Genomic DNA, 22,448 nt, shown 5'->3' with positions numbered 1-22,448 from the left:
CCGCCGGGGCATACGGATGGTGCCCCCTCTCGATCATGTCGAGGACGACAAGCGTGGGAGGTACCCCGTGAGCAGCACCCTCTTCCGGACGAAGAAGGTCGAGCAGTCCATCCTCGACACCGAGGAGCCAGAGCACGCGCTCAAGAAGTCCTTGTCCGCGCTGGATCTGACCGTCTTCGGCGTCGGCGTGATCATCGGCACCGGCATCTTCGTCCTCACCGGAACAGTCGCGAAGAACAACGCGGGGCCGGCGGTGGCCCTGGCGTTCGTCGCGGCCGGCGTCGCCTGCGCCCTGGCCGCGCTCTGTTACGCCGAGTTCGCGTCGACGGTCCCGGTCGCCGGGTCCGCCTACACGTTCTCGTACGCCTCCCTCGGTGAGCTGCCCGCCTGGATCATCGGCTGGGACCTGGTCCTGGAGTTCGCGCTCGGTACGGCGGTGGTGGCCGTCGGCTGGTCCGGCTACATCCAGTCGCTCATGGACAACGCGGGCTGGGAGATGCCCGCGGCCCTCGGCAGCAGAGAGGGTGCCGACGTCTTCGGCTTCGACATCCTCGCCGCCGCGCTCGTCCTCGTCCTCACCGGCATCCTGGTGCTCGGCATGAAGCTGTCCGCGCGGATCACGTCGCTGGTCGTCGCCATCAAGGTGACGGTCGTCCTCGTCGTGATCGTCGCGGGGGCGTTCCTCATCAAGGGTGCCAACTACGACCCGTTCATCCCGAAGGAGAAGCCGGTGGAGGCCGGGTCGAGTCTCGACTCCCCACTGATCCAGCTCATGTTCGGCTGGGCGCCCTCCAACTTCGGCGTGATGGGCATCTTCACCGCCGCCTCCGTCGTGTTCTTCGCCTTCATCGGCTTCGACGTCGTGGCCACGGCGGCGGAGGAGACCCGGAACCCGCAGCGCGACATGCCGCGCGGCATCCTCGGTTCCCTGCTGATCTGCACCACGCTGTACGTCCTCGTGTCGATCGTCGTCACCGGCATGCAGCACTACACCAGGCTGTCCATCGACGCCCCGCTGGCCGACGCGTTCAAGGCGACCGGGCATCCGTGGTTCGCGGGCTTCATCAGCTTCGGCGCCGCGGTCGGTCTGACGACGGTGTGCATGATCCTTTTGCTCGGGCAGACCCGGGTGTTCTTCGCGATGAGCCGTGACGGGCTGCTTCCGCGGTTCTTCTCGCACGTCCACCCGCGGTTCAGGACCCCGCACCGGCCGACCATCCTGCTCGGCGTGATCATCGCGATCCTGGCCGGCTTCACTCCGCTGACGGAGCTCGCCGCGCTGGTGAACATCGGCACGCTGTTCGCCTTCGTGGTGGTCGCCATCGGTGTCCTCGTCCTCCGCAGGACCCGCCCCGACCTGCACCGGGCGTTCCGCACGCCGTGGGTGCCGGTCATCCCGATCGTGTCGGTGTGCGCCTCCCTGTGGCTGATGATCAACCTGCCGGCCGAGACGTGGGTGCGGTTCGGCATCTGGATGGCCGCCGGGTTCTTGGTGTACTTCCTCTACGGCCGCACACACAGCCGCCTCGCGAGGGGAGAGGCAACGAAGCCGGAGGAAACGCTCTAGCCCGCGCGCGACCCGCTTACGCGGTGGCTCCCGCCCAGCTGCCCTGGCTGCGGGCAATCGTGCCGCCAAGGGCGGCACGGGTGGGCGCGGCGGCACCCCGCTCCGCCGGGTTGCGGACCCACCCGACCCGGGCAGCCACCAGCAGCGCCCCTGCAGCGCCGGGTTGCGCAGCGTCCCCCAGCACCCCTAGGGCCGTACCGACCGCGGCCCCGTCACCTCCGCCCCCAGTTCCCCGACCCGCCTCCGCAGCTCCCGGTCCGCCGTGACCACCAGCACCGCACGCGCACCCGCCCCCGCGACCACGTCCACGATGTGATCGTCCCCGCTGCCCACCGCCGACTCCACCCGCACCCCGGACACGGACTCCACCCCGCGCGCCGCCCCCTCCACCACGAGCACGATCTCCACCGGCCCGGCGGCCGCCACCCCCGGCACCCCGTCCGACGCCAACCGGTCCCGCAACCGCTCCGCCGCCCCCTTGCGGTCCCGCCACCAACCGTCCGGCACCGACCCGACGACATTCGCGGCGTCGACGACGACAAGCAGGGGAGCGTTGTTGTCCATGTGGTCAGGGTCGCACGGCGGACCCCGGCCAGGCACGGGGCGGGCGGGGTGCCGACCTGTACCGCCCGCGTAAGGTGAACAGGTGAACGGCGACTGGCTCATCCGCGGCCGCGACGGCTGCCTCACCGTCTACCTGCCCTCCGGCGACGCCGTCCTGTGCCGTGCGGAACGCGGCCCCGCCGGCTCCTGGGACGCCCCCCGAACCGTCGGCGGCACCCAGAAGCTGCACCCGGGCGTCGCGGTCGGCCAGGGCGCCGACGGCTACGCCCATCTGGCCGCCTGGCGGCCCACCGTGCCGGGCGAGTCGGGACTCGTGCACTCCACCCACTTCCGGCCCCGCCTCGCGCCCCTGGACTGGGTCCCGATCGGGCACCCGGACAAGAAGGGCGAGCGGACGGGCGAGCCGGCCGTCGCCGTCGACGCGCAAGGGCGTGGCTACGTCTTCGTCCGCAACAAGGGCGGCGGAGTGAGCCTGCGCAACCAGAAGGAGAAGGGCGGCTGGGGGCCCTGGCAGGACCTCGAAGGGCATGACGTGGCGGGGGAGTTGGCCGCCGTCACGGGAGAGTCGGGGCTGGTCGAGGTGTACGCCTGCACCGCCGGCGGGATTCTGCACTGGCGGCAGGAGGAGCCGGGCCGGACCCCGGTGCGGGGGGAGGGGGCCGACGTGCCCGTGCGCCCGGGGACCCTGCGGGCGATCGCCACGTCCGCCGAACACACCACCCTCTTCTTCACGGAGGCCTCCGGCGACCTGTGCGCCTGGCGCCCGGGGGAGAAGCCGGTGACGCTCATCGCCTCCGCCGGGCCGGGTCCCGTGTCCGCCGTGCGCTGTGAGATCGAGGGGCACGACTGCACCGTGCTCGCCCAGCGGTCGTCGAGCGGCCGGGTCGCGTTCGCCGCCTATCCGACCGAACAGGAGTCCGCCGGGGCCTGGTGGACCGAGTCGGGTCCCCAGCTGCCCGCCGACGCCACGGTGTCGCTTGCGCTCGACGAACACGACGAGGTCGTCGCGGCCTCCGTCTCCCCGTCGGCCGGGAAGCTGCTGCTCACCCGCCGCAAGGACGAGCCGGGGCTCGCGCTGGAGGCCTGGCGGGAGATCTGACTCACCCGTTCCTTCTGAGGCTCCCGTCGCTCCAGACACCCGAAGTGTGTCAAGGGTTGTACGAATGTGTGCGTGACGAGACGCACCTCGGGTGAACATGGTCAAAAAGTGAAGGTCTTGTTAACCTCCTCGCACTTGTTCGATTTTGCTGGGGGGCCGGTTGCTGCTGCGTCTGGCCGGGGCCGCGGCAACGGGGTTGGGAATGATGTCGTGAGCAGATCCTCCACGGTGGATCTTGTGGTTGTCGGACTCGGTTACGTGGGGCTGCCGTTGGCCAGGTCCGCGGCTGCCGCGGGCCTGAGGGTGGTGGGTCTCGACCGCAGCCGACGGGTGGTCGACGGGCTGAACGCCGGCCGCTCGCATGTGGACGACATCACCGACGCCGATGTGCGCGGCATGCTGGATCGGGGCTTCGAGGCCACCGACCGGGCCGCGGTCATCGCGGATGCCGCCGCGGTCGTGGTGTGCGTGCCGACGCCGCTCACCGACCACGGAGCCCCGGACCTCGGCGCGGTGCACGCGGCCGTGGACGACATCGCCGCCCACCTCCGGGCCGGCACGCTCGTCGTGCTGGAGTCGACGACGTACCCGGGGACCACCGACGAGGTCGTCAGGCCCCGGCTGGAGGCCGGTGGGCTGCGCGTCGGCGCCGACTTCCACCTCGCCTTCTCCCCGGAGCGCATCGACCCGGGCAACGCCGCCTTCGGGCTGGAGAACACGCCCAAGGTCGTCGGCGGCATCACGGCCGACTGCACCAAGGCCGCCCGCGCCCTCTACGAGCGCTTCGTGAACCGGGTCGTCGAGGCCAAGGGCACCCGCGAGGCCGAGATGGCAAAGCTGCTGGAGAACACCTACCGGCACGTCAACATCGCCCTCGTCAACGAGATGTCGATGTTCTGCCGTGAGATCGGTGTCGACCTGTGGGACGCCATCCGGTGCGCGTCCACGAAGCCGTTCGGGTTCGCGCCCTTCTACCCCGGCCCCGGCGTCGGCGGGCACTGCATCCCGATCGACCCCAACTACCTGTCGTACAAGGTCCGTTCGCTGGGCATCCCGTTCCGGTTCGTGGAGCTGGCGCAGGAGATCAACCAGCGGATGCCCGTGCATGTCGTCAACCGGGCGGCCGATCTGCTCAACGACCAGGGCAAGGCCGTGCGCGGCTCCCGCGTCCTGCTGCTCGGCGTGACCTACAAGCCGGACATCTCCGACCAGCGCGAGAGCCCGGCGATGGCCGTCGCGGAGAACCTCCTCGCGCGCGGTGCCGAACTCGCCTACTTCGACCCGCGGGTCGAGGACTGGCGCGTCGGTGGTGCGTCCGTCGAGCGTGCCGACGACTATCTCGCCGCCGCCGAGGCCGCCGACCTCACCATCCTGCTCCAGCCGCACCGCGAGATCGACCTGGACGTGCTCGCCGACCGGGCCCGGGCGCTCTTCGACACCCGGGGCAAGTCCGCCGATCACCCGCGGGTGGTCAAGCTGTGACAACCGAAGACACGTACATACCCGGGGCTGTCGACTCCGGTGGCCGTCGCGCGCACCGCAAGCGGCGGCACCTGAAGGTCTCGTACTTCGTCTTCCTGGGGCTGGCCGCGCTCATCGCCACCCGGCTCGACGCGGGTTCCCTGCACCTGTACTCGATGGGTGCCATGGGCCTGCTGGCCCTGAAGATGTTCGGCGCCCTCTTCTACCGTCCGGCCAAGGCCGGGCGGGAGGAGCTGGAGTACCTGGAGAACGCCTGGGTCACCGCGGTCATCCCGATCTACAACGAGGACCCGGTGATGTTCGAGCAGGGCATGCGCAGCCTCCTCGCGCAGAGCCGCCTGCCGAACGAGATCCACATCATCGACGACGCCAGCGCCAACGACTCCGGCATCCGGGCGGCCAAGAAGCTGCGCCGCGAGTTCGAGGCCAAGGGCGTCAAGTACACCGTCAGCGTCCAGCCCGAGAACAAGGGCAAGCGCGAGGCGCTGGCGCTGGGCTTCGAGGCCGCGCCGTACTCGGACATCTTCCTCTGCGTCGACTCGGACACCGTGCTGTCCCGGGACACCGTGCGCGAGCTGCTGCTGCCGCTGGCCGACGAGAAGATCATGGCTTCCACCGGCATGGTGCTGGCGCTCAACCACGACAGCAACATCTTCACCCGCCTCCAGGACCTGCGCTACGGCAACTCGTTCCTCTTCGAGCGGGCCGCCTACTCGCGGCTGAAGTCGGTCCTGTGCTGCTGCGGCGCGCTCTCCGCGTACCGCGGCACGCTGGTGCGCAAGTACCTGCCGGACTTCCTCAACCAGCAGTTCCTGGGCAAGCCGGCCGTCTTCGGTGACGACCGCCGGATGACCAACTACTGCCTGATGGAGGGCCAGGTCGTCTTCCAGGAGACGGCCGTCGGCTACACGGCCGTCCCCGAGAAGCTGCCGCACTTCCTGCGCCAGCAGGTCCGCTGGAACAAGTCCTTCTTCCGCGAGTCCCTGTGGGCCTTCCGGCACCAGAAGAAGTACCGGCCCGCCTTCTGGCTGACCTGCATGGAACTCGCGCTGTGGCTGGTCTTCGGCTCGGCGATGTTCTACTCGATGGTCATCCTGCCCATCCTGAAGCCCCAGCAGTTCGTCAACCACATCGGCGACTACCTGGTCTTCATGGTGCTGATGGGCTACCTGCGCAATGTGCGCTACCTCGACTTCCCGCGCCGCGGCATGGGCTTCGTCAAGCGCTTCGGCATGTTCCTGCTCGCGCCGATCTACGGCGTGATCCAGCTGACGCTGCTGACCCCGCTGCGGTTCTACGCCCTGTTCACCCTGCACAAGGGCAGCTGGGGCACCCGCCAGGGCGGTGTCGAGGTGTCCGTGGCCGGTGACCACGAGTCCGATGTGACGGAGATCTTCGAGGAAGAGGACCCGTACTCCGACAAGAAGGTCACCGAGACACTCCAGCTGATGCGTCTGGAGGGCGTGGCCCTGCGCACCCGGCCCCGTCCGTCCGGCGGCATCCCGGCCCAGCCGCAGCCGATCCCCGGCTACGACGAGGAGCAGCACGCGGCCGTCCCGCAGCAGCGCGTGAGCTGGGGAGCACCGCAACCGGCCGGCCAGCAGCAGTGGCAGGGCGGGTACGAGGGCCATCCCGACCAGTACCAGCAGCAGTACCCCCAGCAGTACCCGCAGCAGGGCGCCTACCCCTACCAGGAAAACCCCTCCTGGCAGCAGGGGAACGGTCAGGGCGGCTGGTAGAGCCGTAGCAGAGCGAAGAGAGGGGCGGCCGCCGGGCCGCCCCTCTCTGGTGTGTCCTCACGTGTACGGGCCTCAGGTGTAGGAAGCCATCGCCTCCTCGACCGTCAGCACCGGGATGTCCCGGTCGTCGATCGCCTTCATCAGCGTCTCCAGGCCCGCCTTGCCGATCTCGGTGCTCGTCGCCGGGGCGCCCTCGGTGACCTTGTGCAGGCAGAGGATCAGCCAGTCACCGCTGTTCACGCAGCGGTCGAGCCGGCCGCCCGCGCCGGTCAGCTTCGGCAGCGCCGTACCGCCGATGCCGGTGCCGTCGTTGATGCCGGTCAGCGCCTTGAGGCGGTACGGCATCGCCGGCGCGAACGACTCGATCGTCTCGGAGATGATCGACCGGGCCGTGGTGAAGTGCCGGCTCGCGATCTGGTCGACCGGGACACCGTCGGTCGTCTTCTGGAACGCGCCGTGCGGATACGCGAAGTGCTCGCTGGTGAAGCCGTTGGACACCAGCCACTCGCGCAGCTTCCGGAAGTCGGTGTCGGCCTCCTCGGCGGTGAGCTTGGGATAGCTCGCCGTGTGGACGGCGTTCGCGTACGAGTGGCCGGCCATCTCCCAGCCGGAGAAGTCCTGCATCGAGCGCATCTGGTTGAGGGTCAGGAAGCTGCCGGTGCCGATGGCGTCGGCGATGTTGTAGACCGTGCCGGGGAAGCCGTAGCGGTCCATGACCGGGCGGGCCAGGTCGTGGATCGACTTGTGGGAGTCGTCGAAGGTGATGGAGACGACGCCCTTGGGGAAGACCGAGACGGTGTCCGGTATCAGCTCCACGGCCTGGAGCCGGTACGTCACCGGGCCGCCCGCGTCGTCGTAGACGGCGAACGACATGTCGGTGAAGCCGGTCCTGGTGGACGGCTTGCCGTCGGCACCGATGGAGTACGTGCCGGCCGCCGCGTTGACGTCCGCCCACTGGAGGTGGACCGTCACCCACTCCCCGGACTGGACGTAGTTGGCCGATGTCTTGGAGTGGGCGTGGAAGGTCCAGGCGAAGTGGTTCGCGAGGGAGCCGCTGCCCAGGTAGAAGACGAGCTTGGCCAGGTTCGTCACGTCGTCGACGCGGAAGACGAGCCGGATCATCTTGCCGGTCAGGCTCACCGCGGGCATGCCGGTCTTGCGAACGTACGACTGCTTGCCGGTGCCGTTCGTGGTCACCCGGACCGACTGGGTGCCGCGCACGAAGGCGGACTTGTCGTTCGCCTCGGCCGACGCGGTGCCCGCGCCCCCGGGCGTCCAGCCGTGGGAGGCCTGGAACTGCTGGGACCAGCTGGCCCGGCGGTACTTCGGGCGGCGGCCGGAGGGGGCGTAGAGAGGAGGCGTGGCGAGGCCTCCGATGGCTCCCTCGGCGGCCGGCGCGGCGGGCTGGGCCACCACCTGGCCCAGCCAGGCGCCACCGCCGGCCATCGCGACGCCTCCGGCGCCGCCCATGAACAGTGCGGAACGCCGGCTCACCACCGGCTTGTTCTCCGCAGCCTGGGCAGCGTGCCTGTGGGCGTTGGACCGCCTTTTGCTCACCGGGACTCCCGAACCGTGTCGAAGTAGTTCATTCCCTCGTCGGTGAAGCCCTCGACCGCGGACTGGACTTGCTTCGCCGACAGGGTTTCGTTCGCGTTGTAGTAGAGCCAGTCCACCTTCATGTCCCAGGCGCGGTCGCCCTTGAAGGGCAGGTCGATGAACCAGTGGTTGAAGTTCACGGACATGTCCGCGCGCGGGGCGTACTTGCCGTTGCTGAGGAAGAGCTTCTTGCCGTCGAGCCAGTAGGCGACGACGCCGTCCTTCACCCTGATCAGCACGGTGTGCCAGGCGGCGAGGCTCTTGTTCGTGGTCTCGTAGACCCGGTCGTTCGTCTTGTGGTCGTACCAGGTCACGGTGTCGAGCTTGGGGCCGGGCCGGCCCCAGCCGCCGTTCGGCATGTACTCGTTGTCCAGCTCGCTGTACTTCGAGCCCTTGCCGCCGATGGTGTAGAAGGTCTGGTTGACGTGGTCGCCGGTGTCTCCGGTGGTCGGATCGTCGCTGAAGTGGATCCGGGCCGCGTAGGTGCCGTCGCGGAACTTGCTCGCGGCGGTGCCGAGGCTCGCCTGCTTCGTCCCGGCCTCGGTGCCGTCCGTGCCGGCGCGCAGGTTGAGGACCTGGCCGTCCGCGTGGGCGCCCTCGGCGGTGGGGAAGGTGACGCCGTCCGCCGACCAGGTGCTCTCGATGCCGGGGCCGCCCTTGCTGGTGCGGACCAGCCAGCCGTGCTTGAACAGGGCCGGGTCCTTGGCGCCCTGGTAGGTGAAGTCGTCGAACAGCACCCCGTCCGGGGGAGCCGGCAGCGGGTCGGGTGCGCCGGCCTTCGCCGAGGCCTTCTTCTCGTCGCTCGCCTTGGTGCCGTCCGGCTCCTCACCCCAGGCGAGGACGCCCCGCTTGTACGCGGTGACCTTCTCCGCCTCCTTGTACGACGTCATCTCGGCGTCGAAGGAGCGGTCGTCGGACTGCTTCAGCCGCTTGTGGTCGGTGCGGAAGAGCTGGAGGTCGATGCCCTTGCTGTTGGCGCCGGGCTTCAGGCTGCCCGCGCCGGCCGTGAACCTGACCTCCAGGTAGTGGTCGGCGGTGTCGGTGGCCTTGTCCATCGCGACGACCCGGCCGGCGACGTTCGAGCAGCCGAAGACGGCGTTGACACAGTTGAAGGCGTACGACGAGGGACCCGGGGCGCCGTCGGCCGTGAAGTAGTACCGGAGCGTCACATCGCTCAACGGCAGTGCCTTCCCGGTGTCGTTGAAGACCTCGAACGACGGCTTGGCCGCCGCGGCCGTGGCCGGAGTGTCGGTCCGGTAGCGGACCTTCAGTTCGGGCGGGTCCGGGTTCGCGGCCTTCCACACGGGATAGAGCGCGGTGCCACCGGCGGCGACCACGGCCACGAGGAGCAGGAGCCTGATCTTGGGCCAGACCCGGCGTCCGGGTGTTCGGCGACGGGAGGACGCCACGAAAGACTCCTTCGAGGACACCCGGCGCTCTCTGGTGGAGACCGTCAGGGCACGGTAAACAATGGTCGGATTGTGTGAGGATCCTATCTGTGGCGGTATGCAGAAGGGGGGCGGGGCGTCCGGATCGTTACCGTACGCCCCACCCCCCTCAGGGGTTACGCGTTACGCGGGCACGCTCGCCACGCCCTGCGCCAGGAACCTCTTGCCGTTGACCCGCTCGGAGACGCCCTCGCGGTCCAGGTACGGCGTGATGCCGCCCAGGTGGAACGGCCAGCCGGCGCCCGTGATGAGGCACAGGTCGATGTCCTGGGCCTCGGCGACGACGCCCTCGTCGAGCATGAGCCCGATCTCCTGCGCCACCGCGTCGAGCACGCGCTCGCGGACCTGCTCCTCCGTCAGGACGGTGTCGCCCTGCTTGAGCAGCGCCGCGACCTCGGGGTCGAGCTCGGGCTTGCCGCTGTCGTAGACGTAGAAGCCGCGCTTGCCCGCCTCGACGACCGCCTTGAGGTTCGGGGAGACCGTGAAGCGGTCCGGGAACGCCCTGTTGAGCGTCTCGGAGACGTGCAGGCCGATCGCCGGGCCGACCAGCTCCAGCAGGACCAGCGGCGACATCGGCAGACCCAGCGGCTCGACCGCCTTCTCGGCGACCTCGACCGGGGTGCCCTCGTCGATGACGTTCTGGATCTCGCCCATGAAGCGGGTCAGGATGCGGTTCACCACGAACGCCGGGGCGTCCTTCACCAGCACCGCGGTCTTCTTCAGCTTCTTGGCGACGCCGAACGCCGTGGCCAGCGAGGCCTCGTCGGTCTGCTCGCCGCGGACGATCTCCAGCAGCGGCAGCACGGCGACCGGGTTGAAGAAGTGGAAGCCGACGACCCGCTCGGGGTGCTTCAGCTTCGACGCCATCTCCGACACCGACAGCGAGGAGGTGTTGGTGGCCAGGATCGCGTGCGCCGGGGCGACCGCCTCGACCTCCGCGAACACCTTCTGCTTGACGCCCATCTCCTCGAACACGGCCTCGATGATGAAGTCCGCGTCCGCGAAGCCCTCGGCCTTGTCCAGGACGCCGGTCACCAGCCCCTTGAGGCGGTTGGCCTTGTCCTGGTTGATCCGGCCCTTGCCGAGCAGCTTGTCGATCTCGGCGTGGACATAGCCCACACCCTTGTCGACGCGCTCCTGGTCGATGTCGGTCAGCACGACCGGCACCTCCAGACGGCGCAGGAACAGCAGCGCGAGCTGGCTGGCCATCAGACCGGCGCCGACGACACCGACCTTGGTGACCGGACGGGCCAGGTTCTTGTCCGGGGCACCGGCCGGGCGCTTGCCGCGCTTCTGCACCAGGTTGAAGGCGTAGATGCCGGCGCGCAGTTCGCCGCCCATGATCAGGTCGGCGAGCGCCTTGTCCTCGGCGTCGTAGCCCTGCTGGAGGTCGCCGTTCTTGGCGGCGGCGATGATGTCCAGGGCGCGGTAGGCGGCCGGGGCCGCGCCGTGCACCTTGGAGTCCGCGATGAAACGGCCCTTGGCGACGGCCTGGTCCCAGGCCTCGCCGCGGTCGATCACCGGGCGCTCGATCTCCAGCTCGCCCTTGAGGACGGACGCGGTCCAGATCAGCGACTGCTCCAGGAAGTCCGCGCCCTCGAAGATCGCGTCGGCGATCCCGAGTTCGTAGACCTGCTTGCCCTTGAGCTGCTTGTTCTGGTTGAGGCTGTTCTCGATGATCACCGAGACGGCCTTGTCGGCGCCGATCAGGTTCGGCAGCAGCGTGCAGCCGCCCCAGCCCGGGACCAGGCCGAGGAACACCTCGGGCAGCGAGAACGCCGGCAGGGCCGCGGAGACGGTCCGGTAGCTGCAGTGCAGACCGACCTCGACACCGCCGCCCATCGCGGCGCCGTTGTAGTACGCGAAGGTCGGCACGGCCAGCTTGGACAGCCGCTTGAAGACCTCGTGGCCGCCCTTGCCGATGGCGAGCGCGTGCTCGTACTCCTTGAGGATCTCCACGCCCTTGAGGTCGGCGCCGACCGCGAAGATGAACGGCTTGCCGGTGATGCCGACGCCGACGATCTCGCCGTCCGCCGCCTCCTTCTGGACCTGGTCGATCGCGGCGTTCAGGTTCGCCAGCGAGGCCGGGCCGAAGGTGGTCGGCTTGGTGTGGTCCAGGCCGTTGTCCAGGGTGATCAGGGCGAAGCGCCCGGCACCCAGGGGGAGGTCGAAGTGGCGTACGTGCGCACTGGTGACGACCTCGTCCGGGAACAGTTCGGAAGCCTGCTTCAGAAGCTCGGCGGTGGTGCTCACTTGTCCCCCTCGAAGTGCGGGTTCTCCCAGATGACCGTCGCGCCCATGCCGAAGCCGACGCACATGGTGGTCAGGCCGTAGCGGACGTGCGGCTGCTCCTCGAACTGGCGGGCCAGCTGCGTCATCAGACGGACGCCGGAGGAGGCCAGCGGGTGGCCGAAGGCGATGGCGCCGCCGTACTGGTTGACGCGCTCGTCGTCGTCGGCGATGCCGTAGTGGTCGAGGAAGGCCAGGACCTGGACGGCGAAGGCCTCGTTGATCTCGAACAGGCCGATGTCGGAGATCGACAGGCCCGCCTGGGCCAGTGCCTTCTCCGTCGCCGGGATCGGGCCGTAGCCCATGACCTCCGGCTCGACGCCCGCGAAGGAGTAGGAGACCAGGCGCATCTTGACGGGAAGGTCGTTCTCCCGCGCGAAGTCCTCGGAGGCGATGACCGAGGCGGTGGCGCCGTCGTTCAGACCGGCGGCGTTACCGGCGGTGACCCGGCCGTGGACGCGGAACGGGGTCTTCAGGCCCTGGAGGTTCTCCAGGGTCGTGCCCGGGCGCATCGGCTCGTCGGCGGTGACCAGGCCCCAGCCCGTCTCACCGGCCTCGGGGGAGGTGCGGCGTACCGAGATCGGCACCAGGTCGGCCTGGATCTTGCCGTTGGCGTACGCCTTGGCGGCCTTCTCCTGGGAGCGCACCGCGTACTCGTCGGCGCGCAGCTTGGTGATCTGCGGGTAGCGGTCGTGCAGGTTCTCCGCGGTCATGCCCATGAACAGGGCCGACTCGTCGACCAGCTTCTCGCTGACGAACCGCGGGTTCGGGTCGACGCCCTCGCCCATCGGGTGGCGGCCCATGTGCTCGACACCACCGGCGATCGCCACGTCGTAGGCACCGAAGGCCACGGAACCGGCGACCGTGGTCACGGCCGTCAGGGCGCCCGCGCACATGCGGTCGATGGAGTAGCCCGGGACCGACTGCGGCAGACCGGCGAGGATCCCGGCCGTGCGGCCGATGGTGAGGCCCTGGTCACCGATCTGCGTGGTGGCGGCGATGGCGACCTCGTCGATCTTCTTCGGGTCGAGTCCGGGGTTGCGGCGCAGCAGCTCCCGGATCGCCTTCACGACGAGGTCGTCGGCACGGGTCTCGTGGTAGATGCCCTTCGGGCCCGCCTTGCCGAACGGGGTGCGGACGCCGTCTACGAAGACGACGTCCCTGACGGTACGAGGCACGATGGCTCTCCTCCAGGGTCCAGGACGCTGAGCGCTTGCTCATCCCATGCTACTTATGAGTAACGTAGCTGCCCAGTCCTGACATGGCGAGCGGTGAACGTCACATCTCACCGAGGCGGCGCAGTGGACCCTCTCGGCGTCAGCACCGGAGTCGGCACGGGATGCGAACAGGCCGCCCCGTCCCCGCTGATCACCCCGAACAACGTCCGGGCCACCTCCGCCCCGAAACCGTGTACGTCATGACTCATCGCGGACAACGTCGGGTGGGTGAGCCGGCACAGCTGCGAGTCGTCCCAGGCCAGCAGTGACACGTCCGCCGGCACCCGCAGTCCCATCTCCGCCGCCACCGACAGCCCGGCCACCGCCATGACGTCGTTGTCGTACACGATCGCCGTCGGCCGGTCCGGCGGCGCGGCCGTCAGCAAGGACCGGGTCGCCCGCGCCCCCGCGTCCCCGGAGAAGTCCGTCGCCACCTGCCACGCCCCGGCCAGCGCCAGCGCCGCCGCTGCCTCGTCGAACGCCGCCGTCCGGATGGCCGTGTGCCCGAGGTCCGCCGCCCCGCCCACCCGGGCGATCCGCCGGTGCCCCAGCGCGGCCAGATACCGCACCGCCTCCGTCACGGCCGTCGCGTCGTCGGTCCACACCGAGGTGAGCCCACCGGTCAGCGAGGGATGCCCCACCGCGACCACCGGCAGCCCGAGCCGCTCCACCAGGCCCACCCGGGGATCGCCGGCCCGGAAGTCGACCAGGATCGACCCGCCGATCTGCCGCCCCCGCCACCATGACTCCTGGACCCCCACCTCCTCGTCCAGATTGCGTACGAGTCTCAGCAGCAGGGAGCAGGAGTGCTCGGCCAGGACGCTCTCCACGCCCGAGACGAACTCCATGTACCAGGGTTCGAGCCCGAGCATCCGCGCCGGCCGGCACACCGCGAGCCCGACCACGTCCACGCGCGAACCGGCCAGCGTCCGCGCCGTGAGGTTCGGCGCCCAGCCCAGCTCCCGAGCCGCCCGGAAGATCCGGTCCCGGGTCGCCTCCGACAGCCCGGGCTTGTGGTTGAACGCGAGCGACACGGCACCCTTGGACACGCCGGCGCGCGCGGCGACGTCCTTGATGGTGACGCGGGGGGTCGGCGTTGCCGTCATCGGGTGGGCTCCACGCAGTACAGGGCCGAACGGGCACTCTCCGCGTCCGGAGTCTTCCAGCCGCGCACCCCGATGGTCACCTCTTCCCCCGGCAGCAGCGTGACCAGCCCCCGATCGGCCCGCGCCTGCGGATCCAGCCGGTCGGCCTGCAGCAGCAGGTCCCGGACCAGGGTGCGGGCGGTGACGGTGATGCCGCCGGGCGCGAGCGCGACATCGAACCGGGGGGTGGGATACAGGACTTCACGATCCGGCACGGGGAAGTACAACGCCCGCAACCCACCTGCGCCCGGACCACCGCCTGCGTTCGGGCTGCCGCCTGTGTTCGGGCTGTCGCCTGCGTCCGGGCCACCGTCCGCGTCCGCTGTCGCGTTCCCGCCCGCGCTTGGGTCGCTACCCGCGCCCGCTCTCCCGCTCCCGTCCGCGCCCGGGTCGCCGTGCGCGTTCGGATCACTGGCGGTGCCCGGGCCGCTGCCCGTGCCCGGGTCGCCGTTCCCGCCCGCTCTCGCGGTCCCGCCCGCGCCTCCAGCCACACCCCCGCCCGCGCCTCCAGCCACACCCCCGCCCCCGTACCCGCCCGCATCCGCGACAAGGAACTCATCGGGGCCGGTCGGCGTGAGCTCGCGCGGGACCTCCACACACGCCACGCTCCGCTTCCGTGCCGTCACCTCCACGGCCACCTGCCCCAGTACCTCGCCCCGGACGGACATCCGCCGCAGGGCCAGGGTCGGCGTCCAGTCCGCGGCCGCCTGGTTGACGGCGGCCAGCACCAGCCCGCCGTCCCGCTCCTGGAGCGTCAGCAACCGGTCCGCGTACAGCCGCCTCAGCTCGTGGTAGAGCGGCTTCTCCCGCCCGTCCCCGTCGATCGCCGCCCAGGACGTCACCGGCCAGCAGTCGTTGAGCTGCCAGACGACCGTGCCCGCGCACACCGGCCAGTGCGACCGCCAGTGCTCGATGCCGGCGGCGACCGCCCGTGCCTGGTTGACCTGCATCAGGTAGTGCCAGCGGTCGAAGTCCCCCTTCGGCACGGTGAAATGCCGGGCCAGCCCCCGCTCCAGCTTGCCGTTGCCGTCGTCGGCCTTCTGGTGGTGCAGCATGCCGGGGGAGTCCGGCGCGAGCTCCTCCCCGGGCAGCGCCCGCCGCAGCGTGGCGTACGCGGGCGGCGCCTGCCAGCCGAACTCGGCGACGAACCGGGGCACGCATCGCCGGTAGTCGGCGTAGTCCTCCCGGTTCCACACCTCCCAGGAGTGGTGCGTGCCGTGCGCCGGATCGTTCGGATGCCGGTCCCATGACCCGGACCAGGGGCTCCCCGCCGTGTACGGCCGCGTCGGATCCAACTCGGCCACCACACGCGGCAGTACGCCCAGGTAGTACCCCTCGCCCCAGGAGTCCCCGGCCAGCCGCGGCTCCCATCCCCAGTCCCGGAAGCCCCACAGGTTCTCGTTGTTGCCGTTCCACAGCACCAGCGACGGATGCGGCATCAGCCGGACGACGTTCTCCCGGGCCTCCGCCTCCACCTCGCCCCGCAGCGGCTGCTCCTCCGGGTAGGCCGCGCACGCGAACGGGAAGTCCTGCCAGACCAGCAGCCCGAGCTCGTCGCAGGCGTCGTAGAAGTCCTCGCTCTCGTAGATACCGCCGCCCCAGATCCGCACGAGGTCCACGCCCGCCCCGGCGGCCTGCTCCAGCCGCTCCCGGTACCGTTCGCGGGTGATCCGGGAGGGGAAGACGTCGTCGGGGATCCAGTTGACGCCCCGTGCGAAGAGCCGCTCGCCGTTGACGACGAGCGTGAAGCCGGTGCCGTGCGCGTCGGGCCGCCGGTCCAGCTCCACCGTCCGGAAGCCGATCCGCCGCCGCCACCCGTCCAGCGGGTCGTCGCCGTGCAGCAGCCGCAACCGGACGTCGTACAGCGGCTGTTCGCCGTAGCCGCGCGGCCACCACAGCCGGACGTCCGGTACCCGCAGCCGTACGACCCCGCCCGCCCCCTCGATCTCCGCGCGCGCCCGCACCCCGCCCACCGTCGCCTCCAGGGCGAGCGGTGCCTCGACCCGGGTCCGCTCGACGTCCACGGCCAACTCGACGACGCCCACCCCCTCGTCGACGGTGACCAGCGGACGCACCCGGGCGATCCGGGCCGTCGACCAGTGCTCCAGGCGCACCGGCCGCCAGATCCCGGCCGTCACCAGGGTCGGCCCCCAGTCCCAGCCGAAGGAGCAGGCCATCTTGCGCAGGTACTGGTAGGGCTCGGCGTATGCGGCGGGCCGCTCGCCCAGCCGTCCCCGCACGGCCTCGGCCTCGGCGTAGGCGGAGACGAACCGCACGGACAGCCGCCCGGACAGCCCCGTCACGTCGAACCGGTACGAGCGGTGCATGTTCCGCACCTTGCCCAGCAGCCGCCCGTCCAGGGAGATCTCGGCGACGGTGTCGAGCCCGTCGAAGACCAGGTCGGTCTGCTCCTGCGCGGACGCGCTCGTCAGCTCGCGCTCGTACGTCCAGTCCCGGCGCCCCACCCACGCCACCTCGGACTCGCCCAGACCCAGGAACGGGTCCGGGATCACCCCGGCCGCCATCAGGTCGGTGTGCACGCAGCCCGGCACGGAGGCCGGGAGCGGCTCCGGCTCGTGGCGCAGGATCCATCCGTCGCCGAGCGGTGTGGCCTCCAGCATGCGCACTCCCTTAACCGGTCCAGTGAAGAGTCGTGTACAGGTTTCGCAGCCTTGGCGGGAATGGGACTTTACCGGTTGAGAAAGCGCTGTCAGAGTGCCGAACCAGCCATACCGCACGTGCTCTTCCGTCCCGAGTTCCTCTCCGCGAACGGAGCTGATGCACATGAACCGCCGTACCGTCCTCGCCCTCGCCGTGGGCGCAGCCCTGCTGGCCTCGGGCTGTACCGGCACCGGAGGCACCTCCAAGGGCGCGGATGCAAAGGCGCCCGACGACCCCGCCGAGGTCCAGGGGACCATCACCGTCCTCACCCACCGGACCGACCTCGTGCAGGACGGGACGATGAAGAAGTACGCCGCCGAGTTCAACAAGACCTACCCGAAGGTGAAGGTCGAGTTCGACGGCCTCACCGACTACGAGGGCGAGGTCAAGATCCGTATGAACACGGAGAACTACGGCGACGTCCTGATGATCCCGGCCGTGATCGAGAAGAAGGACTACCCGAAGTTCTTCGCGTCCCTGGGCACCCGGGCCGAGCGGAGCAAGAAGTACCGCTTCACCGACTACTCCACGGTCCAGGGCAAGGTCTACGGGCAGAGCCCGATCGGCGTGGTCCCGGGCTTCATCTACAACAAGAAGGTCTGGAAGGCGGCCGGCATCACCGACTGGCCCACAACCCCGGCCGAGTTCCTCGACGACCTCAAGGCCGTCAAGGCCAAGTCCGACGCGGTCCCGTACTACACCAACTTCAAGGACATGTGGCCGCTGACCCAGTGGACGAACGTCAACGGCTCGGTCGGCTGCGACACCCAGGCCACCACCCGGCTCGCCGAGGGAAACCCCTGGGCGGAGGGCGCCGACCTCCGCGTCGGTGACACGCTGCTCCACGACATCGTGCGCGCGGGACTCATCGAGAAGGACCCGACGACCACCAACTGGGAGGCGTCCAAGCCCCGCCTGGCGAAGGGCCGGATCGCCACGATGTGGCTCGGCTCCTGGGCGATCGTGCAGATGCAGGACGCGGCGAAGCAGGCGGGCACCGACCCCGCAGACATCGGCCTGATGCCGTTCCCCGCCCAGGAGAACGGCACGTTCTGCGCGGTGACGTCCCCCGACTACCAGCAGGCCGTCAACGTCCACTCCGAGCACAAGGCCGCCGCCCGCGCCTGGATCGACTGGTTCACCGACAAGTCCGGCTACGCGGACGCCAACCTCGCGCTCTCGCCCCTCAAGGACGCCCCGCTGCCGGCGATTCTGAAGCCGTACGAGGAGGCGGGCGTCAAGCTCCTGGACCTCGACGACGCCAAGGGCGCCGAGGTCAAGTCCATCGACAACCAGTCCGAGGTCGGCATCTACAAGCCCGACTACCGCCAGGAACTCGTCGACCTCGCCCGCGGTGCCCGCAAGGGCGGCCTGGACGACTTCCTGACCGGGCTGGGCGAGAAGTGGACCGAGGCGCGGAAGAACCTGGGGTCCTGATGGCCGACACCACCCGGAAGGCGACGCGGCCGGTGCCGCCGGCCGCGCCCGCCGGGCCGCCACCGCCGACCGCCGCGCGCCGGTCCCGGCGGCGGCGGGGCGTGACCCCCTGGCTGTTCCTGATCGCCCCGCTCGCCCTGCTGATCGCCTTCACCTACGCGCCGATCGTCAACATGGTCGCGTACAGCTTCACCGACTGGGACGGCGTCAGCCCCGAGCTGCACTACACGGGCGCCGAGAACTACGCCGAACTCTTCACCCGGCCCGAGCTGTTCGAGGTGTTCTTCGTCAGCGGCTACTACCTCGCCGCGTCCGTGGTGCAGATCGCCGCCGCCCTCTACTTCGCCACCGTCCTGAGCTTCAACGTCCGCTTCCGCAACTTCTTCAAGGGCGTGCTCTTCTTCCCGTACCTGATCAACGGCGTCGCGATCGGCTTCGTCTTCCTGTACTTCTTCCAGGACGGCGGCACCCTCGACGCGATCCTGAGCCTCTTCGGCCACGACGGCGACCGCGCCTGGCTCGGCACGCCGACATCGGCCAACGTCTCCCTGGCCGGCGTCTCCGTCTGGCGCTACCTGGGCCTGAACTTCGTCCTCTTCCTCGGCGCGATCCAGTCCATCCCGGGGGAGCTGTACGAGGCGGCCGAACTGGACGGGGCGAACCGCTGGCAGCAGTTCCGCCACATCATCGCGCCCGGCATCCGGCCCGTGCTGAGCCTGTCGGTGATCCTCTCCGTCTCCGGGTCGCTGTCCGTCTTCGAGATCCCGTACATCATGACCGGCGGCGCGACCGGCACCGAGACCTTCGTGATCCAGACCGTGAAGCTGGCCTTCCAGTTCAACAAGACGGGCCTCGCCTCGGCGGCGGCCGTCGTACTGCTGCTGATCATCCTGGCGGTGACCTGGGTGCAGCGGCGCCTCGTCCCGGACGACAAGGTGGACCTCGTATGACGCGCCGTGCCGTGGCCCGTGCCCTCGTGTACCTGTCCCTGGTCCTCGCGACGCTGGTCGTGCTCCTGCCGCTCACCGTGATCTTCCTGACCTCGCTGAAGACCTCCGGGGAAATGGCGGACGACAGCGGCGCCCTCACGCTGCCCGACGACCCGCTCAACTTCGACAACTACGTGACGGCGTTCCAGGACGGCCGGATGCTCTCGGCGTTCGGCAACACGGCGGTCGTCCTGGTCATCGCCATCGGGGGCACGGTCCTCATCGGCTCGATGACGGCGTACGCCATCGACCGCTTCCGGTTCCGCTTCCGGAAAGTGGTCCTGGCCCTGTTCCTGATCGCAGCGCTGGTCCCCGGGGTGACCACCCAGGTGGCCACCTTCCAGATCGTGAACAGCTTCGGGATGTTCGACAGCCTCTGGGCGCCCATCGCGCTCTACATGGGCACGGACATCGTGTCGATCTACATCTTCCTTCAGTTCGTACGGGCCATCCCCGTCTCACTGGACGAGTCGGCCCGCATCGACGGCGCCAACGCCTTCACGGTGTACCGGAAGGTCATCTTCCCGCTGCTCAAGCCCGCGATCGCGACGGTCGTGATCGTGAAGGGGATCAACGTCTACAACGACTTCTACATCCCCTTCCTCTACATGCCCTCCGAAGATCTTGGCGTGATCTCGACGTCCCTGTTCCGCTTCAAGGGCCCCTTCGGAGCCCACTGGGAGACCATCTCGGCAGGCGCGATCCTCGTCATCGCCCCGACGCTGATCGTCTTCCTGTTCCTCCAGCGGTTCATCTACAACGGTTTCACGCAGGGGGCCACGAAGTAGGAGACCTGTCTTGGGGGCGCGGGGCTGAATGCTCTACGGCGGCTAGGCCTCCTTGCCGGACAGAGCCTCCACCAACACGGGCGTCACCAGCTCCACCTGCCACGGCCGCGCGCCGTACCCCGCGAGCGCGGCCGCCACGGACTCGGCATCCACCACGGCCGGAGGCTCCCAGCACACCCGCCGAACCGTATCCGGCGTGATCAGATTCTCCTGCGGCATGGAGAGCTCCTCGGCGAGCGCCGAGACCCCGGCCCGGGCCGCACTGAGGCGGGCCGCGGCCGCGGGGTCCTTGTCGGCCCAAGCCCGCGGCGGAGGAGGCCCGGTCACCGGCTGTCCCGGCTGCGGCAGCTGCGCCTCGCTCAACGCCTTCGCCCGGTCCACGGCCGCCTGCCACTGCTCCAGCTGCCGCTTGCTCATCCGGTGTCCGAAACCGTTCAGCGCGGCCAGCGCGTGGACGTTGGCCGGAATCGCCAGCGCGGCCTCCACGATCGCCGCGTCCCCGAGCACCTTGCCCGGCGAGACGTCCCGCCGCTGCGCGATCCGGTCCCGGGTCTGCCACAGCTCCCGTACGACGGCCAGCTGCCGCCGCCGGCGCACCTTGTGCATCCCGGACGTACGCCGCCAGGGGTCCTTGCGCGGCTCGGGCGGCGGGGCGGAGGCGATCGCGTCGAACTCCTGGCGGGCCCACTCCAGCTTGCCCTGCCGGTCCAGCTCCTTCTCCAGCGCGTCGCGCAGGTCGACGAGCAGCTCGACGTCCAGCGCCGCGTAGCGCAGCCAGGGCTCGGGCAGCGGCCGGGTCGACCAGTCGACCGCGGAGTGCCCCTTCTCCAGGACGAAACCGAGGACGCCCTCGACCATCGCGCCGAGGCCGACCCGGGGGAACCCGGCGAGCCGCCCGGCCAGCTCCGTGTCGAACAGCCGCGTCGGCACCATGCCTATCTCACGCAGGCAGGGCAGGTCCTGGGTGGCGGCGTGCAGCACCCACTCGACGCCGGACAGGGCCTCGCCCAGGGCGGACAGGTCGGGGCAGGCGACGGGGTCGATGAGAGCCGTTCCGGCGCCCTGGCGGCGCAACTGGACCAGGTAGGCGCGCTGGCCGTAGCGGTAGCCGGACGCCCGCTCGGCGTCGACGGCGACCGGTCCGGAGCCGGCCTCGAAGGCGGCGATCACCCGGGCCAGGGCGGCCTCGTCCGCGATCACGGGCGGAATGCCCTCACGCGGTTCCAGCAAAGGGATCGGCGCCTCCGTAGCAGAAGATCCGCCGTCGTCCGGAGGGGCGCCTCCGGTGGTTCGCAGTGAGCTGTCTGCTGCGGTCTCGTGGGCGTCGGTCACCTGTCAAGGGTATCCGTGTATGGACAGCGCCCGTCGACGGAACGTTCCGTCGACGGGCGCCCGGGGGTCGCAAACCAGTCAGGTCGGGGAAGTGTCGGGTTCGCGAACCGTGAGTGACGGGAGCGGGACCCGCCGTCGGTCCCGTTCACGTGGGCGAATGATCACAAAGGGCCATCGTGGCGCAGGTCAGTGGATGATTCCGGTCCGCAGGGCCACCGCGACCATCCCGGCGCGGTCGCCCGTGCCGAGCTTGCGGGCGATGCGGGCGAGGTGGCTCTTGACGGTCAGTGCGGACAGGCCCATCGAGACGCCGATCGCCTTGTTCGACTGGCCCTCCGCGACCAGCCGCAGCACCTCGACCTCGCGGCCGGACAGTTCGCGGTAGCCGCCCGGGTGGCTCGGGGCACCCGGGGGGCGGCGGTGCAGGCGCGCGGCGGCGGCGCCGATGGGGGCGGCGCCCGGTCGGGTGGGGAGCCCGACGTTGGTACGGGTGCCGGTGACGACGTAACCCTTCACACCGCCGGCGAGCGCGTTGCGCACGGCGCCGATGTCGTCGGCGGCGGAGAGGGCGAGCCCGTTGGGCCAGCCCGCGGCGCGGGTCTCCGACAGCAGGGTGAGGCCGGAACCGTCCGGCAGGTGGACGTCGGCGACGCAGATGTCGCGGGGGTTGCCGATGCGGGGACGAGCCTCCGCGATGGACGAGGCCTCGATGACATCGCGCACACCGAGCGCCCACAGGTGGCGGGTGACGGTGGAGCGGACGCGCGGGTCGGCCACGACCACCATGGCGGTCGGCTTGTTCGGGCGGTAGGCGACCAGGCTTGCGGGCTGCTCGAGGAGAACGGACACCAGGCCTCCTGGGTGCGGGGACGGGGCCGGCTCGTGGGGTTCAAGCCGGGACGAACCGTGCTTTCAAGGTCACAGTCGTCTTCGGCACCCAACCCGTCCTCCTTTAGAGAATGATCACGAATCGGTGATAACAATCCGCACAATTCGGACACGCGGTCGATCATTCGAAGGCCGGACGGTTTCGGTCTGCGACGGTACGCGGTCGAAAGTGGCCGTATCGACAAAGTGATTCGGCCAAGAGGGGGA

At 70.0% G+C, this 22,448-nt stretch carries 16 protein-coding genes; 7 read left to right on the top strand and 9 right to left on the bottom strand.

Annotation, left to right across the window (positions count from 1 at the left end; all coding sequences use genetic code 11):
* Window positions 1-67 precede the first annotated feature (67 nt).
* A complete protein-coding gene (locus SCNRRL3882_RS09425; RefSeq protein ID WP_010033977.1) occupies window positions 68-1,567 on the top strand; it encodes an amino acid permease in 1,500 nt (499 codons plus the stop codon).
* 186 nt (window positions 1,568-1,753) lie between these two features.
* Here the strand turns inward: SCNRRL3882_RS09425 and SCNRRL3882_RS09420 are convergent, their stop codons facing one another.
* Window positions 1,754-2,131 carry a hypothetical protein gene (locus tag SCNRRL3882_RS09420; protein ID WP_029180755.1) on the bottom strand — a complete coding sequence of 126 codons (378 nt, stop codon included), beginning with the start codon at window positions 2,129-2,131 and terminating at the stop codon, window positions 1,754-1,756.
* An 82-nt stretch (window positions 2,132-2,213) separates the two neighbouring features.
* On the opposite strand from SCNRRL3882_RS09420, the gene SCNRRL3882_RS09415 reads away from it, so the two are divergent.
* The 3 genes from SCNRRL3882_RS09415 to SCNRRL3882_RS09405 all read left to right on the top strand — a co-directional run bounded on the left by SCNRRL3882_RS09415 (window position 2,214) and on the right by SCNRRL3882_RS09405 (window position 6,451).
* Entirely contained in the window at window positions 2,214-3,230 is a 1,017-nt protein-coding gene (locus tag SCNRRL3882_RS09415; RefSeq protein WP_010033981.1) for a hypothetical protein, read from the top strand.
* 210 nt (window positions 3,231-3,440) lie between these two features.
* Window positions 3,441-4,712 (top strand): nucleotide sugar dehydrogenase, encoded by a 1,272-nt coding sequence (locus SCNRRL3882_RS09410; RefSeq protein ID WP_040902514.1) that lies wholly within the window; start codon window positions 3,441-3,443, stop codon window positions 4,710-4,712.
* Window positions 4,709-6,451: a glycosyltransferase gene (locus tag SCNRRL3882_RS09405; protein ID WP_010033985.1), complete on the top strand. Its 1,743-nt coding sequence runs from the start codon at window positions 4,709-4,711 to the stop codon at window positions 6,449-6,451. Before SCNRRL3882_RS09410 ends, SCNRRL3882_RS09405 begins: the two co-directional genes overlap by 4 nt.
* Window positions 6,452-6,523: 72 nt before the next feature.
* Here the strand turns inward: SCNRRL3882_RS09405 and SCNRRL3882_RS09400 are convergent, their stop codons facing one another.
* From SCNRRL3882_RS09400 to SCNRRL3882_RS09370, 6 genes are all read right to left on the bottom strand, one after another.
* Window positions 6,524-8,008: a polysaccharide deacetylase family protein gene (locus SCNRRL3882_RS09400; protein WP_231911110.1), complete on the bottom strand. Its 1,485-nt coding sequence runs from the start codon at window positions 8,006-8,008 to the stop codon at window positions 6,524-6,526.
* Window positions 8,005-9,456: a cellulose binding domain-containing protein gene (locus SCNRRL3882_RS09395; RefSeq protein WP_010033992.1), complete on the bottom strand. Its 1,452-nt coding sequence runs from the start codon at window positions 9,454-9,456 to the stop codon at window positions 8,005-8,007. Before SCNRRL3882_RS09395 ends, SCNRRL3882_RS09400 begins: the two co-directional genes overlap by 4 nt.
* 162 nt (window positions 9,457-9,618) lie before the next feature.
* Window positions 9,619-11,748 carry a 3-hydroxyacyl-CoA dehydrogenase NAD-binding domain-containing protein gene (locus SCNRRL3882_RS09390; RefSeq protein ID WP_010033994.1) on the bottom strand — a complete coding sequence of 710 codons (2,130 nt, stop codon included), beginning with the start codon at window positions 11,746-11,748 and terminating at the stop codon, window positions 9,619-9,621.
* The gene (locus SCNRRL3882_RS09385) at window positions 11,745-12,962 is read right to left on the bottom strand and encodes a thiolase family protein (RefSeq protein WP_010033996.1); all 1,218 of its coding nucleotides are present in this window, start codon (window positions 12,960-12,962) and stop codon (window positions 11,745-11,747) included. Before SCNRRL3882_RS09385 ends, SCNRRL3882_RS09390 begins: the two co-directional genes overlap by 4 nt.
* A gap of 107 nt (window positions 12,963-13,069) precedes the next feature.
* Complete coding sequence (locus tag SCNRRL3882_RS09380) at window positions 13,070-14,107, bottom strand: LacI family DNA-binding transcriptional regulator (RefSeq protein WP_010033998.1); 1,038 nt, start codon at window positions 14,105-14,107, stop codon at window positions 13,070-13,072.
* Entirely contained in the window at window positions 14,104-16,767 is a 2,664-nt protein-coding gene (locus SCNRRL3882_RS09370) for a glycoside hydrolase family 2 protein (RefSeq protein ID WP_010034002.1), read from the bottom strand. The genes SCNRRL3882_RS09380 and SCNRRL3882_RS09370 overlap by 4 nt, the downstream gene beginning before the upstream one ends.
* 163 nt (window positions 16,768-16,930) lie before the next feature.
* Here SCNRRL3882_RS09370 and SCNRRL3882_RS09365 point away from each other — a divergent pair, with 163 nt between their 5' ends.
* Genes SCNRRL3882_RS09365 through SCNRRL3882_RS09355 form a run of 3 tightly spaced genes read left to right on the top strand, consistent with a single transcriptional unit; the run spans window position 16,931 to window position 20,021 of the window.
* Complete coding sequence (locus SCNRRL3882_RS09365; RefSeq protein WP_029180756.1) at window positions 16,931-18,244, top strand: ABC transporter substrate-binding protein; 1,314 nt, start codon at window positions 16,931-16,933, stop codon at window positions 18,242-18,244.
* Window positions 18,244-19,194 (top strand): carbohydrate ABC transporter permease, encoded by a 951-nt coding sequence (locus SCNRRL3882_RS09360; protein WP_010034008.1) that lies wholly within the window; start codon window positions 18,244-18,246, stop codon window positions 19,192-19,194. Before SCNRRL3882_RS09365 ends, SCNRRL3882_RS09360 begins: the two co-directional genes overlap by 1 nt.
* Window positions 19,191-20,021, top strand: a complete 831-nt coding sequence (locus tag SCNRRL3882_RS09355) for a carbohydrate ABC transporter permease (protein ID WP_010034010.1) — start codon at window positions 19,191-19,193, stop codon at window positions 20,019-20,021. Before SCNRRL3882_RS09360 ends, SCNRRL3882_RS09355 begins: the two co-directional genes overlap by 4 nt.
* A gap of 42 nt (window positions 20,022-20,063) precedes the next feature.
* Here the strand turns inward: SCNRRL3882_RS09355 and SCNRRL3882_RS09350 are convergent, their stop codons facing one another.
* Together SCNRRL3882_RS09350 and SCNRRL3882_RS09345 are read right to left on the bottom strand one after the other, a co-directional pair.
* Entirely contained in the window at window positions 20,064-21,353 is a 1,290-nt protein-coding gene (locus tag SCNRRL3882_RS09350; protein WP_078602734.1) for a ribonuclease D, read from the bottom strand.
* Window positions 21,354-21,539: 186 nt separating this feature from the next.
* On the bottom strand, window positions 21,540-22,202 hold the full coding sequence (locus tag SCNRRL3882_RS09345) for a response regulator transcription factor (protein ID WP_003993737.1): 663 nt from the start codon (window positions 22,200-22,202) through the stop codon (window positions 21,540-21,542).
* Window positions 22,203-22,448 lie beyond the last annotated feature (246 nt).

It is taken from the genome of Streptomyces chartreusis NRRL 3882, from assembly GCF_900236475.1.
GTDB lineage: Bacteria > Actinomycetota > Actinomycetes > Streptomycetales > Streptomycetaceae > Streptomyces > Streptomyces chartreusis_D.
This window is presented reverse-complemented; position numbering and strand designations above follow the sequence as displayed.

Bases quoted from the DNA above. Each gene is read 5' to 3' on its own strand.
- SCNRRL3882_RS09380 (WP_010033998.1), bottom strand. From the start codon at position 14,107: ATGACGGCAACGCCGACCCCCCGCGTCACCATCAAGGACGTCGCCGCG.
- SCNRRL3882_RS09360 (WP_010034008.1), top strand. From the start codon at position 18,244: ATGGCCGACACCACCCGGAAGGCGACGCGGCCGGTGCCGCCGGCCGCG.
- SCNRRL3882_RS09365 (WP_029180756.1), top strand. From the start codon at position 16,931: ATGAACCGCCGTACCGTCCTCGCCCTCGCCGTGGGCGCAGCCCTGCTG.
- SCNRRL3882_RS09355 (WP_010034010.1), top strand. From the start codon at position 19,191: ATGACGCGCCGTGCCGTGGCCCGTGCCCTCGTGTACCTGTCCCTGGTC.
- SCNRRL3882_RS09370 (WP_010034002.1), bottom strand. From the start codon at position 16,767: ATGCTGGAGGCCACACCGCTCGGCGACGGATGGATCCTGCGCCACGAG.
- SCNRRL3882_RS09420 (WP_029180755.1), bottom strand. From the start codon at position 2,131: ATGGACAACAACGCTCCCCTGCTTGTCGTCGTCGACGCCGCGAATGTC.